Annotated in this window: 12 protein-coding genes; 9 read left to right on the top strand and 3 right to left on the bottom strand. The window is 43.4% G+C overall.

Annotation, left to right across the window (positions count from 1 at the left end):
- Positions 1 to 35 precede the first annotated feature (35 nt).
- From adhE to JUE95_RS09945, 6 genes are all read left to right on the top strand, one after another.
- Positions 36 to 2,645, top strand: a complete 2,610-nt coding sequence (adhE, locus tag JUE95_RS09970; protein WP_373305685.1) for a bifunctional acetaldehyde-CoA/alcohol dehydrogenase — start codon at positions 36 to 38, stop codon at positions 2,643 to 2,645.
- A gap of 466 nt (positions 2,646 to 3,111) precedes the next feature.
- Positions 3,112 to 4,218, top strand: a complete 1,107-nt coding sequence (locus JUE95_RS09965) for an ABC transporter ATP-binding protein (protein WP_203651166.1) — start codon at positions 3,112 to 3,114, stop codon at positions 4,216 to 4,218.
- Complete coding sequence (locus tag JUE95_RS09960; protein WP_203651268.1) at positions 4,190 to 5,140, top strand: carbohydrate ABC transporter permease; 951 nt, start codon at positions 4,190 to 4,192, stop codon at positions 5,138 to 5,140. Before JUE95_RS09965 ends, JUE95_RS09960 begins: the two co-directional genes overlap by 29 nt.
- Positions 5,141 to 5,145: 5 nt before the next feature.
- Positions 5,146 to 5,988 carry a carbohydrate ABC transporter permease gene (locus JUE95_RS09955; protein ID WP_203651266.1) on the top strand — a complete coding sequence of 281 codons (843 nt, stop codon included), beginning with the start codon at positions 5,146 to 5,148 and terminating at the stop codon, positions 5,986 to 5,988.
- Entirely contained in the window at positions 5,988 to 7,325 is a 1,338-nt protein-coding gene (locus tag JUE95_RS09950) for an extracellular solute-binding protein (RefSeq protein WP_203651165.1), read from the top strand. The genes JUE95_RS09955 and JUE95_RS09950 overlap by 1 nt, the downstream gene beginning before the upstream one ends.
- Before the next feature lie 11 nt (positions 7,326 to 7,336).
- Positions 7,337 to 8,026 carry a glycerophosphodiester phosphodiesterase gene (locus JUE95_RS09945; RefSeq protein ID WP_203651164.1) on the top strand — a complete coding sequence of 230 codons (690 nt, stop codon included), beginning with the start codon at positions 7,337 to 7,339 and terminating at the stop codon, positions 8,024 to 8,026.
- Positions 8,027 to 8,129: 103 nt separating this feature from the next.
- Here JUE95_RS09945 and JUE95_RS09940 read toward each other — a convergent pair whose 3' ends face one another.
- Positions 8,130 to 8,639 (bottom strand): DUF1097 domain-containing protein, encoded by a 510-nt coding sequence (locus JUE95_RS09940; protein ID WP_203651162.1) that lies wholly within the window; start codon positions 8,637 to 8,639, stop codon positions 8,130 to 8,132.
- A 319-nt stretch (positions 8,640 to 8,958) separates the two neighbouring features.
- Here JUE95_RS09940 and JUE95_RS09935 point away from each other — a divergent pair, with 319 nt between their 5' ends.
- The gene (locus JUE95_RS09935) at positions 8,959 to 9,276 is read left to right on the top strand and encodes a hypothetical protein (protein ID WP_203651160.1); all 318 of its coding nucleotides are present in this window, start codon (positions 8,959 to 8,961) and stop codon (positions 9,274 to 9,276) included.
- Positions 9,277 to 9,447: 171 nt separating this feature from the next.
- Positions 9,448 to 11,295, top strand: a complete 1,848-nt coding sequence (locus JUE95_RS09930) for a hypothetical protein (protein ID WP_203651159.1) — start codon at positions 9,448 to 9,450, stop codon at positions 11,293 to 11,295.
- 86 nt (positions 11,296 to 11,381) lie between these two features.
- On the opposite strand, the gene rbsK is transcribed toward JUE95_RS09930, so the two are convergent.
- Together rbsK and aroD are read right to left on the bottom strand one after the other, a co-directional pair.
- Positions 11,382 to 12,314: a ribokinase gene (gene rbsK / locus JUE95_RS09925; protein WP_203651158.1), complete on the bottom strand. Its 933-nt coding sequence runs from the start codon at positions 12,312 to 12,314 to the stop codon at positions 11,382 to 11,384.
- A 209-nt stretch (positions 12,315 to 12,523) separates the two neighbouring features.
- The gene (aroD, locus tag JUE95_RS09920; RefSeq protein WP_203651156.1) at positions 12,524 to 13,276 is read right to left on the bottom strand and encodes a type I 3-dehydroquinate dehydratase; all 753 of its coding nucleotides are present in this window, start codon (positions 13,274 to 13,276) and stop codon (positions 12,524 to 12,526) included.
- Between the two features lie 232 nt (positions 13,277 to 13,508).
- Here aroD and JUE95_RS09915 point away from each other — a divergent pair, with 232 nt between their 5' ends.
- On the top strand, positions 13,509 to 14,168 hold the full coding sequence (locus JUE95_RS09915) for an HD domain-containing protein (protein WP_203651265.1): 660 nt from the start codon (positions 13,509 to 13,511) through the stop codon (positions 14,166 to 14,168).
- The last annotated feature ends 446 nt before the right edge of the window (positions 14,169 to 14,614 follow it).

Here is a 14,614-nt window from a genome sequence, read left to right as displayed (position 1 = left end):
ATTTTCATTATGGAGGGTTACGAATGTTAAAAGAAATGAATTCAAAAACGAACGATGAAAAAGCTAAAAAGCCACTCAGCGTCAAGGATACAGTCGACGCACTTGTTAACAAAGCGCACGATGCACTTTGCGGCATGGATGACTTTGATCAGGAAAAAGTTGATCACATTGTGCACCAAATGGCAATTGCAGGTTTAAACCAGCATATGCGTTTAGCCAAACTGGCAGTTGAAGAAACTGGCCGTGGTGTTGTTGAAGATAAAGCAATTAAAAACATGTTTGCCACTGAAGAAATCTGGCACAGCATTAAGAACGATAAAACCGTTGGTATCATTGAAGATGACAAAGAACGTCAATTAATCAAAGTTGCTGAACCACTAGGTATCCTAGCTGGTGTTACACCGGTTACCAACCCAACTTCTACGACGATGTTCAAGTCATTGGTCGCAGTTAAGACTCGTAACCCAATCATCTTTGGATTCCATCCACAAGCCCAAAAGTGCTCTGTAGAAGCTGCCAAGGTCATGCGTGACGCAGCCATTGCAGCCGGTGCTCCAGAAGGCGTTATTCAATGGATCGAAGAACCAAGCCTTGAAGCGACTACAGCATTGATGAACCACCCACAAGTTGCCTCAGTACTTGCAACTGGTGGCCCAGGCATGGTTAAAGCTGCTTATTCAACTGGTAAGCCAGCCCTAGGTGTTGGTCCTGGTAACGGTCCTGCTTACATCGAAAAAACGGCTAAGATCAAGCGGGCTGTTAACGATATCGTTCTTTCAAAGACCTTTGATAACGGGATGATTTGTGCCACTGAAAACAGTGTCATCATTGATACCGATATCTATGAGGATGTTAAGAAGGAAATGAAGGATCGCAAAGTCTTCTTCATTAAGAAGTCTGAACAAAAGGCTTTAGCTGATGCTATGTATGATCCAAAGCGTGGCGGTGTTAAGGGCCCTATCGCCGGTATGTCAGCTATTAATATCGCTAAGTTAGCCGGTATTAAAGTGCCAGAAGATACTAAGGTTTTAGCTGCAGAGTTAACCACTGTGGGTCCAGATAACCTGCTTTCAGCTGAAAAGCTTTGCCCAGTGATTTCGGTTTACAAGTCAGCCAACCACGAAGAAGCCTTTAAGATTGCTAACGATCTGTTACACTTTGGCGGTCTTGGTCACACTGCAGCCATTCACACTGAAGACGAAGACTTAGCTACTGAATACGGTATTAAGATGAAAGCTAGCCGTGTACTGGTTAATACGCCATCAGCACTTGGTGGTATCGGTAACCTTTACAACGAAATGATTCCTTCATTAACACTTGGTACTGGTTCATGGGGCAAGAACTCTGTTTCACATAACGTTTCATCATTTGACCTCTTAAACATTAAAACAATCGCAAAGCGGCGGAATAATATGCAATGGATTAAATTACCTCGAGTTTACTTTGAAAAGACATCTGTACGTTACCTTGACGATATGCCTGGCATCAAGAAAGTCTTCATCGTTGCCAGTCCAGCCATGATTAGATTGGGTTACGTGGACAAAGTGCTCGGTGAACTGAAGCGCCGTCCAGATGGCATTGAGTATCAACTCTTCTCAGTAGTTGAAACTGATCCAACGACTGATACGGTTGAAAAAGGTTACACCCAAATGAAGAACTTCGAACCTGATACGATCATCGCTTTAGGTGGCGGTTCACCAATGGATGCTGCCAAAGCAATGTGGTTGTTCTACGAGCATCCAGATGCAAGCTTCTTCGGCGCAAAGCAGAAGTTCTTGGACATTCGGAAGCGGACTTACCAGTTTGAAAAGGCAACTAAAGCCAAATTCGTTGCCATTCCAACCACTTCAGGTACTGGTTCAGAAGTTACACCATTCGCTGTTATTACGGATGCTAAGACTCACGTTAAGTACCCATTAGCTGACTACGCATTGACACCAGACGTTGCTATTGTGGACTCACAATTCATCGAAACTTTGCCTAAGAAAGCTATCTCATATGCCGGTTTGGACGTCTTGACCCATGCTATTGAATCGTTTGTTTCAAACATGGCTTCAGATTACACTCGTCCATGGTCACTGCAAGCAATCAAGTTAGTCTTTGAAAACTTAACGGCTTCGTACAACGGTGATCTGCAAGCCCGTGAGAAGATGCATAACGCAGCTACTATTGCTGGTATGGCCTTCGGTAACGCCTTCCTGGGTGTTGACCACTCAATCGCTCACAAACTAGGTGGAGAGTTCGGTCTTCCTCATGGTTTGGCAATTGCAATTACCTTACCACACGTTATCCGTTACAACTTTAAGGAACCTCGTAAACTGACTACTTGGCCTAAATACGAATACTTCCGTGCAGATGAGGACTACGCTGAAATTGCGAGATACATTGGCTTAACTGGCAAGAATAAGGAAGAACTCAAGGAAGCCTTGGTACACAAGATTATCGACTTAGCTCACTCAGTGGACGTTACCTTAAGCTTGAAGGCAAACGGCGTTGACAAGAAGCACTTCGACGAATCAGTTGATAAATTGGCCGAATTAGCATATGAAGACCAATGCACGACAGCTAACCCTAAGGAACCATTGATCGGTGAACTTCGTCAGATTATGATCGATGAATATGATGGTAAGGGTGTGGAAAAGTAAAGAGCGTAAAAAAAGCGTTTAATGCCCAGAATATAAGAGAAGAACCCCATACAGCCTGGTTTTGGCTGTGTGGGGTTCTTCTCTTATATGGCCGGGCGTTGCCTTTTTTTGCGCGTTTCGGCAATGTAAAAGAGGGAGAATCACTGTGAAAATGGTAAGTGAGCTATAAACTTCCGCCTCCACCCGCCCGTACTTTCATCGCTATGGGGACCGGCGGAAGCCAAGGTCTTTCGCCTCGCATCTAAGCCACGCAAAATTCGCGCGTCTTAGATGTCGTCCCGTGCTGTAAGGGCGAAACGCCCTAACACCACCGTCATAGCGGATGAAAGTACGGACGGCTTACGGCTAGTTTCAAGACCTTTACACATTCAATACGTAAATCATGCAGAATCGATAAGAACGTTCTTTACACTTAGTCTTGTAGTGTTAATACCACTACTAAACTAGTTTGAGCAGGTGAAGAGAATTGACAATTACACTAGAGCAACTGTCAAAAACGTATGAAGGAAGTCATCAACCGGTTCTCAAAGATATTTCCGTTCAGATCAATGAAGGCGAATTTTTCGTTATTGTTGGTCCTTCAGGTTGTGGTAAGAGTACATTGTTAAGAATGATTGCGGGATTGACAGGCATTTCTAGCGGTAAATTAATGATCAATGGCGAGGTTGCCAACCAAATGCCGCCAAAGGACCGTGCATTGTCCATGGTATTCCAAAGTTATGCCTTATTTCCGTTCATGAACGTTGCTGAAAACGTCGGCTTCGGACTCAAATCGCGAAAGTTGCCGAAAGACGAAATCAATCATCGGGTTAATGAGGCATTGGCGATGGTCAACTTATCTGAATTACGGGATCGTAAACCTAAAGAACTCTCTGGTGGTCAGCGGCAACGGGTAGCCTTGGCAAGAGCGATTGCCAGTGAAGCAAAAATTTGTTTAATGGATGAGCCGCTATCTAACTTAGATGCCCAGCTACGGGCCAAAATGCGTATCGAACTAAAACAATTACAGCGAAATCTTGGCTTAACAGTTATTTATGTTACTCACGACCAAGTTGAAGCAATGACCATGGCTGATCGAGTGATGGTGCTAAATGATCAGAAAGTGCAGCAGGTGGACACACCGGAAAACCTTTATCAGCACCCGCATAATTCATTTGTGGCGCAATTCTTCGGAACACCGCAGATCAACTTATTAACGGCAAACGTGACCCAATGTGAACTGATTATTGATTCGGCATTGCATCTGCCAATAACCAGTTCCCGCATCAATAACAGTAAAGTTCTAATTGGGATTCGACCAGCGGACGTCCGCATTCGAGTCGGTTCGCAAGGAGCGAATGCGCGAGTCGCAGCTGTTTCGTACTTGGGTGATCAATTAGTGATAACTGCAGATCTTAATGATTCTCAAACGATTCGGATTGTTGCTGGCAGTCAAATGCAAGTTGCCCCGGACGACTTGATTAAGATTGTTGGAATCAAGTGTTTTGACGTATTTGATATCAACTCCAAAGAACTGATCAGTATTCAGAAAGGGGACGTTAATGATGCTAGAGTCGCTGCCGCAGAATTCTAATTCTAACGACCCGAGTGCACAGTCAGCACCGGCTCAATTATTGACGACTGCCCAATGGCGTAAGGATAATTTGTATGTCGCATTATTTCTTGGACCCTCCTTATTGATTTTGTCAGTATTTGTTTTCTGGCCAATGATCAAAACGCTCTATCTTAGTTTATTTTTAACGGATAACTTAGGCCATGCCAGTGAATTTGTCGGCATAAGTAATTACGTGAACCTCTTTAAAAACCCGGCTTACTTGTCCAGTTTAGGGGCAACTTTAATTTACGTCGTGGCCGTTTCCATCTTAACGATCGTGCTGGGCATGTTGCTGGCCGTTACGGCTCAACAGCGTTTGCAGGGAATTCGGTTCTTTCGGACGATTTTTTCTTCAACCATGGGGATCTCCGTTTCAGTTGCAGCCATTTTTTGGTTATTTGCCTTTAACCCATCAGTGGGAGTCTTTGCCCAAATTTCGCAGGCGTTGCATTTACCAGAGATCAACTGGTTAGCAGATCCGCATTTTGCGTTACTAGCCATTGTTATGACAACGGTCTGGATGAATTTAGGCTTTACTTTTTTAATCTTATTCGGTGCTTTGCAACAGCTGCCAGCCAGCTTATTTGAAGCAGCTGAAATTGCCGGTGTGGGTAAAACGAAGCAGTTTTTCAAAATATCACTGCCGTTGATTTCGCCAACCTTGTTCTTTGTGCTAGTTGTGACGTTGATTGACGCCTTTAAAAGCTTCGGCTTAATTGATTTAATGACGGTTGGCGGCCCTAATAACGCGACTAACCTGTTGGTATACCGGGTTTATCAGGACGCCTTTCTTAATGGTAACTATGGACTTGCCAGTACTGAGTCAGTAGTTTTAACTGTCATCATTGCAGTTATCACGTTAATTCAGTTCAAACTTTTAGGAAAGCGGGTGAACTACTGATGGAGATGAGTCGACCAGCTACACCGACGACCAACAGCGCTAATGCGAAAAAGGTTGGTCAGTACGTGCTGCTACTGATCTTGACGTTGCTTGTTCTCGGTCCATTTATACTGGGGCTTTGGACTAGTTTGATGCCCACAGCTGATATTTCAAAAGGTGCTTTGTGGAGTAGTCATATTTCACTGGATAATTACGTTACGGCCATCACGACGACCCCGATGCTACGTTACTTATTGAATAGTCTTGTGATTTCCACGATTACCATGCTGTTCCAAGTATTGCTTTGTTCGATTTCAGCTTACGCATTCGTTTTTCTGGAATTTAAATACCGTAAACAATTGTTTATGTTATTTCTGATTACTATGATGCTTCCATTTGAGGCAGAAGTGATTCCTAACTTCTCCACAGTACGAAGCATGGGACTTTTAAATCACTATGCAGCTATGGTGATTCCATTCTTAACCGCCGCCTTTGGAACTTTCATGCTGCGTCAATCTTTCATGCAGATGCCAATTGAGTTAAAGGAAGCAGCTGATATTGAAGGATTGTCTCACTTGCAGTTTTACTGGCGCCTGGCACTGCCATATACCAAAGTCAGTTTAATGACGTTAGCAGCCTACAGTTTTCTAAGCAGCTGGAACCAATATCTATGGCCAATGCTGACGACTTTCAGTGATAATTTTCGGCCAGTTCAAGATGGTCTTCGTCAGCTTCAGGGGCAAGAAAGTTTCAATAACTGGGGTATGATTCAGGCCAGTGCTGCAATAGTTGTTATTCCAACACTGATTATTCTATTTGTCGGCCAGCATTACTTTAAGGCCGGGCTGAATGAAGGAGCTGTTAAATAATGGCATTTACACATAAACGCTGGTGGTTTGCGCTAGCCATGCTGCTGTTGGTTTTACCGCTGGGAGCATGTGCTAGGTCGGAAGCGGCAAGCCGAACGCAGATCGTTTTCTGGCACGAAATGACGGGGCCAGGGCAAGAGCAACTGAAACAATTTGCTAAAGAGTTTAATGCGAGTCAAACTAAGTATCGCGTGGAACCGCAGTTTGAGGGTAACTATAATGAAGCGGTGCAGAAAATTTTGCATACTCATGGGACCTCAGCTTCGCCTGCCGTATTCCAGTCCATGGATGTTTCAACAAGTCAGCTATATCATGCTAAAATAGCTACACCAATACAGCATTTTATTGATGCGGATCATTATGATATTCACCAGATTTCACCAGTAGCCCGAGCGTTCTATTCACAGGGCGGTAATCAAATCTCGATGCCATTCAATACTTCGCAACCGGTCCTTTACTACAATGCTTCATTACTGAAACGACTCGGGATCAAAGCGCCGCAAGTTGATCCATCATATAGCGACATTACGCGAGTTGCCAAGGCCATTTCAGCCAAGTCTCATGGCAAGGTAAAAGGCCTGACCGTTGAAGAATATGGCTGGCTGTTTGAACAGTTCATGGCCAATAGTAATGAACATTTAGCAAACCATGAGGATGGCCGTACTGGGATTCCCACCAAGGTGCACTTGAATACCCCAGGGACTCAAGCTGCTATGAAATGGGTTCGCGAGAACATTAAATCTGGCGACTTCATCGATTATGGTGCTGGCAGTCAGGCGGAATCTAATGAAATTGCGGCCTTCTTAGCTGGTAAGCTTGGCATTTTTATTCAGTCTTCCGCGTATATTAGTCAGCTGTTGGCTGGTACCAAGGATGAGCTGGGCATTACCTATTATCCTCATCAAGATGGTCAGCCCAGAAACGGGGTTGCAGTTGGTGGTGCCTCACTTTGGATCAGCAATGATAAACCCAAGGATGTTCAGCAAGGTGCCTGGGAATTTGTAAAATACGTTATGACGGCCAAGTCACAGGCACAGTGGCAAGCGGCTACTGGCTATTTAGCACTTAACAAAGCTTCCCAAACGCAGCCAATTTTACAAAAATTGTACAAGCAGCACCCATCAGCACAGGTACCTAGTCAGCAGTTAGCCACCATTAAAGCAAATACAGCTAACTCCGGTGTTTTTATGGAAGGGGTGATTCAGGAGCGGAATTTAACGCAAACAGCAATGGCTCAAATCTATAACGGTACAGATATTAATAAAGCATTGGCCGTCGCTGAAAAAGGCTTAAATGACTCAGTTGCAACTACTAATCGGGCGAACCACTATAAATAGGGGGCTACACTATGTCAACTTTGATATTCGGTCACCGGGGTATTCCAGCAAAATTCCCAGAAAATTCAATGCAGGGATTTCGTTATGCAATTGAACATAACGTTGAAGGCCTTGAATTTGATGTCCACTTGACCCGTGATCGACTGCCGGTTATTATGCACGATGAAACAATTGATCGGACAACGGATGGTAAGGGCAGGATCTGTGATTACGATTATGATCAGTTAAAGACGTTTAAATTAAGTAATGGTGAATCAATTCCAACACTATATGAATTTTTGGAATTGGTAAGAAACGTTGATGTGATATTGAACCTGGAGTTTAAAACGGATAAAATTCATGATGAAGGAATTGAAAAAATTGTTTTAAAACAGGTTAGCCAAGCTTATTTACGACATCCTGTTATTTATTCATCGTTTAATTTAGCGAGTTTGAAAATTTGCCAAGAACTAGACGATAGTCAGAATTACTGTTTTCTGACTGGACATACGGTTCATGATCCGCTTCAATTCATGAAACAAGAACACTTAAACGGACTGCATTTGCATCACGCACAAGCTGAGCAAGGTTTGATTGAGCGTATTTGGACAGTTAATAGCGAAAAACAGATGATCAAGCTCTTCTCGCAGGATGTTGACGGTATTTTTACAGATGACTTTGAGAAAGCGATGGCAACACGAGATCAACTGCTTGTTGGGTAACTGTAAAAGCACATTTTTGCCAAAATAAATAAGATAGCGCGGGTTAAAGTTGGAAGACCCGTCGCTATCTTATTGTTTTCTGCAGTTTTAGTGCCATTGCACTTTACGGTTTCTTATTTGAGAATAGTCTATAAACCCACTTTGAAAAGTAATTGGAACCAATAATGATCAGATAAACGCCCAGGTACATCGAGACTACGAGTTGAATCAGAAAGATTGGCCAACTATTAATGGTGATGTTAGTAATAATCAGCATGGTGGTCCCCCAAGCTAGTAGCCAAGCGGGAACTTCTGCAAATTTCAGAACGGTTCCCTGGAGAAACAGTACTAAGAAGGTCAAAAAGCCAAAAATAAGGGCGCTTGGAATAACGCCTCCCAGGTGAGGAAAACTGATGATCCAGAGACAAAAACAGCCAAGCGCAATTCCAAGCAAAAAGCTAACAGAAATATTTAAAACCTTTTTCATTGGCGCACCGGCACCGAAATAATAAGATGCTGCAATGAAAGCCGCTCCGCTCATCCAAAGGTGAAATGAACCAGCAATCAAGCAGAAGATAAGGGTTGTAAGGCCAACGCCGATTGATGAGATCCAGAGTTCTTTACTAATCTTCATGATGTCTCCTTTGCGAAAGTCAGCCACCATAAGGTGAGTGTTCTTTATTTTAATTAAAATAAGATTCTACGGTATTTGAAGGGGAAATTCAATGAATTTAAACTCACGTAGTTAATGATAAGGTATGTCTCATCTTTTTCTTTAGTTTTTATTACGTTTAAGTTGGGGATTCATTTTTCAAGTGCGCGAGGTTCTATAAGGTAGGGGTTAACAATATAGAAAGCGATTTCATCCCATTTCTTTCAATCTTTCTGGACTTGTGTTAAACTTAAAGAAAAATGAGAGAATCATGAATTTAATTTGAGAGTGGTGGTCCGAAGTGAACGACAGTATCTACTTGCTAACGCCTGAAGATAAAAATTTCATTTCTCATGTATGTCGTAATTTACAGACATTTACTTTATGGGTAAACGAATCTGGACATCCTGAAGATTTTAAATTACAAGAAGCTCGTAAAAGCAGCGCGGACTATTTATTAAATACGCTGTTAGAAAAATACCATATTGAATTAACTGATAAGCGTAAAGCTGAAAGATTGCTGGCTAACGGTAGTTTGGCTACGGATGAAATTAACGTAGTGGCGGTGATTAAAGAAATCGCCCGGTTGATAGATACGTTTGCTGCCAGTGTATCCTAACTGGGTAGCTGATTTTGAGTACAATAAATAAGTGCTAGTTTTCTGACAAACAGGAAACTAGCTTTTTTGATGGCCAAGTTCTAGCAGTGAACTCTCAGACAGTGACGCCGACAATTTGGTATACTACAGATAACAAAATCTGTTTTTGGGAAACAGGAAAGAGGATTAACCATGCTAAGTTATTTTGCCTTGATCACACTTGTTAAGTTATCAGGGTTATTGATCCCGTTTATTTGGTTCTTGTGGATCAGTAACCGACGATGGCGATATTGGGGAACGATTGCTGTTATTGCGCTATTTGTTGTTAGCTACATTAACACGTACTTTAACCTACCGGATCTAGCTTATCCGTCATTAATTGATGGGTGGTTACTATGGCTGATTGCTGGCTTTGTCGTGGTGGCGGTACTGCGGCGATTCGTATTCAATCCGAACGCGGTAAAGGAGCGGGCAGTAAGCGAAGATAATTACTTCAGCCGTTTACTACGTAGTTTTGGGATCACCGTTGGTTGGATAGGCCGTTTGATTGGTGCTGCTGTAGCGGCAATCTTTGTCGTTGTGATTTTAAGCAGTGTCGCTTCAGTCGTGACTTCTATGAATCCTAAACCGGCCGTAAACTCCATTAAGACAGACATGAATAATTCCACGGACGGCGCACCAATGCCGGTTATTAAAAACAGCGCAGAGACGCCCGTTGTCAACGCACCGCAGACCGTTTCCACCGATATGAATAATTCACTGAACAGTTTTAAGAACTCTAACGTTTACGATTTAAACCATATGCGGGTTCAGATGTATGACGGCAAAATGGTTTACGTCGCGCCCGTTGAATTCTCTGGCGGTTTCTGGCGTTATATTCACTACCAAAAAGTACCAGGCTATTTCATGACTAATGCTACTGACAAGAACGCGGATCCAAAGTTCGTGGCTAAATCCATGCGCTATACGCCAAGTGCTTATTTCAACCGTGACGCTGATCGGCGGATCAATGCTTATAGTATGGGGTATACCATGGTTGGTGATACTTCTCAGCTGGAAGTGGATAATAATGGCACGCCATACTATGTACGCACACTGGCAAAACCAATTTCCTATTTCAACCGGAACTACGATTTTAAGCACTATAAAGTAGCCGTTTTAAACACGGTCAGCGGTAAAGTAAAAGTCTATTCACCGAATAAAGTGCCGAAGTTCGTGGATGTAGCAGCCACACCGGAACTGGTTCAAAAAGAAGTTTCAATGTTTGGCCGCTACCGTCACGGATTCTGGAACGCCACTAGCTTTGGTGGCCATAACGATGTGATGAAGCCAACTAAGGCCGGTACTGAAGGTGGTAACACCTTAACACCGTATGCCTATAAGGGCCGGATTTACTACTTCACTGGGATGACCAGTGTTAACAGTCATCAAAGCTCAATTTTAGGCTATGCCTTTGTAGATGCGCGAACCAACACGCTTCATTACTACCGTGAACACGGTAACGTTATGACGCCGGAACGGGCCATTTCCTACGCACAACAGGATATTAATCCGCAGAACTATAAGGGAACTTTGCCGTTGCTTTACAGAATCAATGGCGATCCAACTTGGGTCGTTTCCATGCTCGACCGGGATAACAACTCCTTTATGAAGTTTGTTTACTTGCTGGCGGATGGCAATAACCAAAGCGGGACCTATGCCATTGGTGATGACGCTCAGAGCACACTGGAGATCTTCCAGCAGCGGGTTGGTGCCAAGACAGGAACAACCGTTGAGCCGAAAGTGACTGGCAAGACCATTTCTGGAACGGTTGAACGGGTGGTTAAACCGGATGATAAGCAGATCCTGTTTATCTTAAAGGGTGACAGCCACGTTTACCGGATGGATACTTCAGCGAAGACCTTCCAGCCAATTGACCAGTTCATTCAGGCTGGTGATAAAGTTAGCTTTAAAGCCACTGCTTCAGATAAGAACCAGCTGGCAACGGCTAATGTTGGCCTTGAAACCTATAAGAATCAGTCGATTAAAACACAGAAATAATGATTGAAACAGCACAATGATGAAATAAAAAGGATGTGTCCTCACCGGAATTAGTGAGGACACATCCTTTTTAATATTTCAGAAAATTATTTATCAGCTTTTTCAGCGGCTTCAATTTCAGCTAAAGTTGGAATTGAAGGGTGGGCACCCATTCGTTGAACGGTGATGGATGACGCACGGTTAGCGAAGCGGATAGCTTCAGCTAAGTTGCTGAAGTCAGGCTTTAGTTGAGAGCTCAAAGCACCGATGAAGGTATCGCCAGCTGCGGTCGTATCAACGGCTTTAACTTTGAAAGCATCTACGAAGCCGTAGTTACCGTCTGCAGTGTGGTAGAAAGCCCCTTTGCTGCCAACGGTGATGATAACACCCTTAGCGCCCATCGCGTGGAGCTTTTCAGCACCCTTGATCATGGAAGCCTCGTCGGTAATCTCAACGCCGGTTAAGGTTTGGCATTCAGTTTCGTTTGGTACGACTAGATCACTAACAGCTAATAAACTAGCTGGAATGGTTTCCTGGGCAGGAGCCGGATTCAAAATAGTGACAACGTTGTTTTCTTTGGCAACCTTGAAAGCTGCTTCAGCAACATCAAGCGGTGTTTCAAATTGGGTAATAATGAAATCGCTCTTAGCGATCGTGTCCTTCGCGTTATCAACGTCTTTAGTCGACAATACTTGGTTAGCACCACCATAAACCAAAATGGAGTTTTGGCCGTTTTTATCAAGTAAGATAAAGGCTTGGCCAGTTTTAGCATCATCAGTAACGGTGATCTGGTCTACGTTAATACCAGAGTCAGTCATGGATTTCACCATAAACTTACCGTTAGCGTCGTCGCCAATTTTACCAATAAAGTAGGTGTCGGCACCGGCACGGCCAGCAGCGATTCCTTGGTTAGAACCTTTACCGCCACCAGCGAAGGATTGGTCGCCCATAGCTAGGGTTTCACCAGGCTTTGGTAAACGGGGAATTTCAAGGATAGTATCTACATTCAAACTACCAATTACAGTTACACGATTAGTCATCTTAGTAAGCCTCATTTCAATTTGTGAATTGTTCTACGATTAGAGTTAAGTAAAACGTTTTACGTATCTTGCACTTAATAATATAGCAGATAGTGTAAGCTGTTTCAATAATTCTGGTAAAATTCTCATTTACGGGATTCCTCAATGTTCATGGCCCAACTTTTGGAGTGCCTATCTATCAGTTCACCCCATATGACAGTCGGAGTGGTCTATTGTGCAATAATTTTCAAAATTTTGCGGGTTTCATCCACTGTTAATTGTCCGGGAGCTGAAAGTGAAGAGGTAGTCGCAAAGGTCAGCACACTGTTAAAAGTTTGACCAGCTACCCGGGTAACGGCACCCAGCGAACCCATCGCCATGGTAATAATCGGCTGTGAAATCTGCTGACTCGCTTCGTGAGTGGCGAGCATGAGGTTTAAAACGTCATCGTTATTCTCAGGCATAACAGCTAGTTTGACCACGTCGCCCTTCAATTGAGCCATTTTAGTCAACTGGTCTAACATCTCACTCTTCGTCGGAGTCTGTTCAAATTCATGATGGCTGACAATGGTCCGAACTTGGTGAGCATGTGCCAACGAGATCAGCTGTTCAGTAATGGTAGGGTCTCGTCGCCATTCCACATCAATAGCGGTCACTTCAGTGCGTACCATGATTTGAGTGTAGAGCTTGAGATAATCGGCATCGGCAATTTGCCGTTTTCCGCCTTCAGCACGGTCGCGCAACGTAATAATCAGTGGCAGATCACCCAGAATCTCAACCAGTCGCTTCGCGGTTGAGAGGATGCCTGCAGTATCTTCTAAGTCGTTAAAATAATCTAGGCGCCATTCAGCAATGTCAGCGGAAGACGAAACAGCTTCACCAGCCTGACCGATAACGGTGTTTGGGTCAGCGCCTGTAATTGGAACGCAAATTTTTGGAACTCCGCTACCAAGCGAAAGTCCCTTGAAAGAAACGGGTGTCATCTGAACGTTGATCCTCCTTAATTAATCTATTTCTCATCTGAATTTAGCATGTTTAGGTGAGGGAAGCAAGGAAAGATGTAAGGCACTGCAATATGATTCTGGGTTAAACTTGTTTGCGTAAAAGGCTATAATAGTGAGGGAAAAAGCCGCTAAGCAAAAATTATTTTTAATTTGGTTTTAATAAAAATAAAGTAACATGGCTTTTATTATTGAGAAAGTTTAGGTGAGCGACTTGGAAGCAACTGAGCAATTAGCTGCAATTAGTAAATATACCTCGCAAAAATTAGCAGGTGATGCCACTGGTCACGGAATCGATCACATTAACCGGGTAGTGACCAATGCCAAAATGCTGTTGGCTGAAGAGCCTTCAGCTGACTATTTGATAACACTTAGTTCGGCTTATTTACATGATGTGATCGATGATAAGCTGGTTTCAGATGTCTTGTCAGCACAACGGAATGTCGAGAATTTTTTAAGCTCGATTGAATTTGATCCGGACCAAGTACAAACGGTAATGTTCATTATTAATAACATGTCATTCAGCAAATCTCTGACGGATGATCAGCATGCACTGCCGCTGGAGGGTCAAATTGTGCAGGATGCGGACCGTTTGGATGCCATTGGTGCCATTGGCATCACAAGAGCAATCTATTATGGCGGGCATCATAGCGAAAAAATTTACGATCCAAAAATAAAACCCAGAACTAATATGACAAAAGCGGAGTACCGTAATTTAGATAACGAAACCATTATTAACCACTTCTACGAAAAGTTGTTAAAACTACCGGAAAGTATGAACACGCCGGTGGCCAAAAAAATCGCAAAGGGCCGGCAGAAAACGATGACGACCTTTTTGGAAGATTTTAAGGCGGAGTGGAATGGTATGCAATAAACAAGGTGCGAAAACGAGCGTTTAGAGAGTGGAGTATAAGTAAGAGGCATCATAAATCCCGAACTTGGATTTGTGATGCCTCTTATTTATATGCAACTCTCTGCTCGATGTAGCCCGATTAGAACAAGGTGCGAAAGCAGGCGTTTAGAGAACGGAGTGTAAGACGACTCTGGTGAAAATCCTGGTTTTGGATTTATACCAGAGTTGACTTACATGCAGTTCTCTGCCTGATGTAGCCCAATTAGAACAAGGTGCGAAAGCAGGCGTTTAGAGAACGGAGTGTAAGACGACTCTGGTGGAAATCCTGGTTTTGGATTTATACCAGAGTTGACTTACATGCAGTTCTCTGCCTGATGTAGCCCAATTAGAACAAGGTGCGAAAGCAGGCGTTTAGAGAACGGAGTGTAAGACGACTCTGGTGGAAATCCTGGTTTTGGATTTATACC

This window comes from Secundilactobacillus yichangensis (assembly GCF_016861565.1).
GTDB classification, from domain to species: Bacteria; Bacillota; Bacilli; order Lactobacillales; family Lactobacillaceae; genus Secundilactobacillus; species Secundilactobacillus yichangensis.
The sequence above is the reverse complement of the archived record's forward strand: the minus strand, read 5'-3'. Positions and strand labels throughout refer to the sequence as shown.

Excerpts from the sequence above, each read along its gene's own strand:
- JUE95_RS09945 (WP_203651164.1), top strand. The coding sequence starts at position 7,337 with ATGTCAACTTTGATATTCGGTCACCGGGGTATTCCAGCAAAATTCCCA.
- adhE (WP_373305685.1), top strand. The coding sequence starts at position 36 with ATGAATTCAAAAACGAACGATGAAAAAGCTAAAAAGCCACTCAGCGTC.
- JUE95_RS09930 (WP_203651159.1), top strand. The coding sequence starts at position 9,448 with ATGCTAAGTTATTTTGCCTTGATCACACTTGTTAAGTTATCAGGGTTA.
- JUE95_RS09940 (WP_203651162.1), bottom strand. The coding sequence starts at position 8,639 with ATGAAGATTAGTAAAGAACTCTGGATCTCATCAATCGGCGTTGGCCTT.
- aroD (WP_203651156.1), bottom strand. The coding sequence starts at position 13,276 with ATGACACCCGTTTCTTTCAAGGGACTTTCGCTTGGTAGCGGAGTTCCA.
- JUE95_RS09950 (WP_203651165.1), top strand. The coding sequence starts at position 5,988 with ATGGCATTTACACATAAACGCTGGTGGTTTGCGCTAGCCATGCTGCTG.
- rbsK (WP_203651158.1), bottom strand. The coding sequence starts at position 12,314 with ATGACTAATCGTGTAACTGTAATTGGTAGTTTGAATGTAGATACTATC.
- JUE95_RS09960 (WP_203651268.1), top strand. The coding sequence starts at position 4,190 with ATGCTAGAGTCGCTGCCGCAGAATTCTAATTCTAACGACCCGAGTGCA.
- JUE95_RS09955 (WP_203651266.1), top strand. The coding sequence starts at position 5,146 with ATGAGTCGACCAGCTACACCGACGACCAACAGCGCTAATGCGAAAAAG.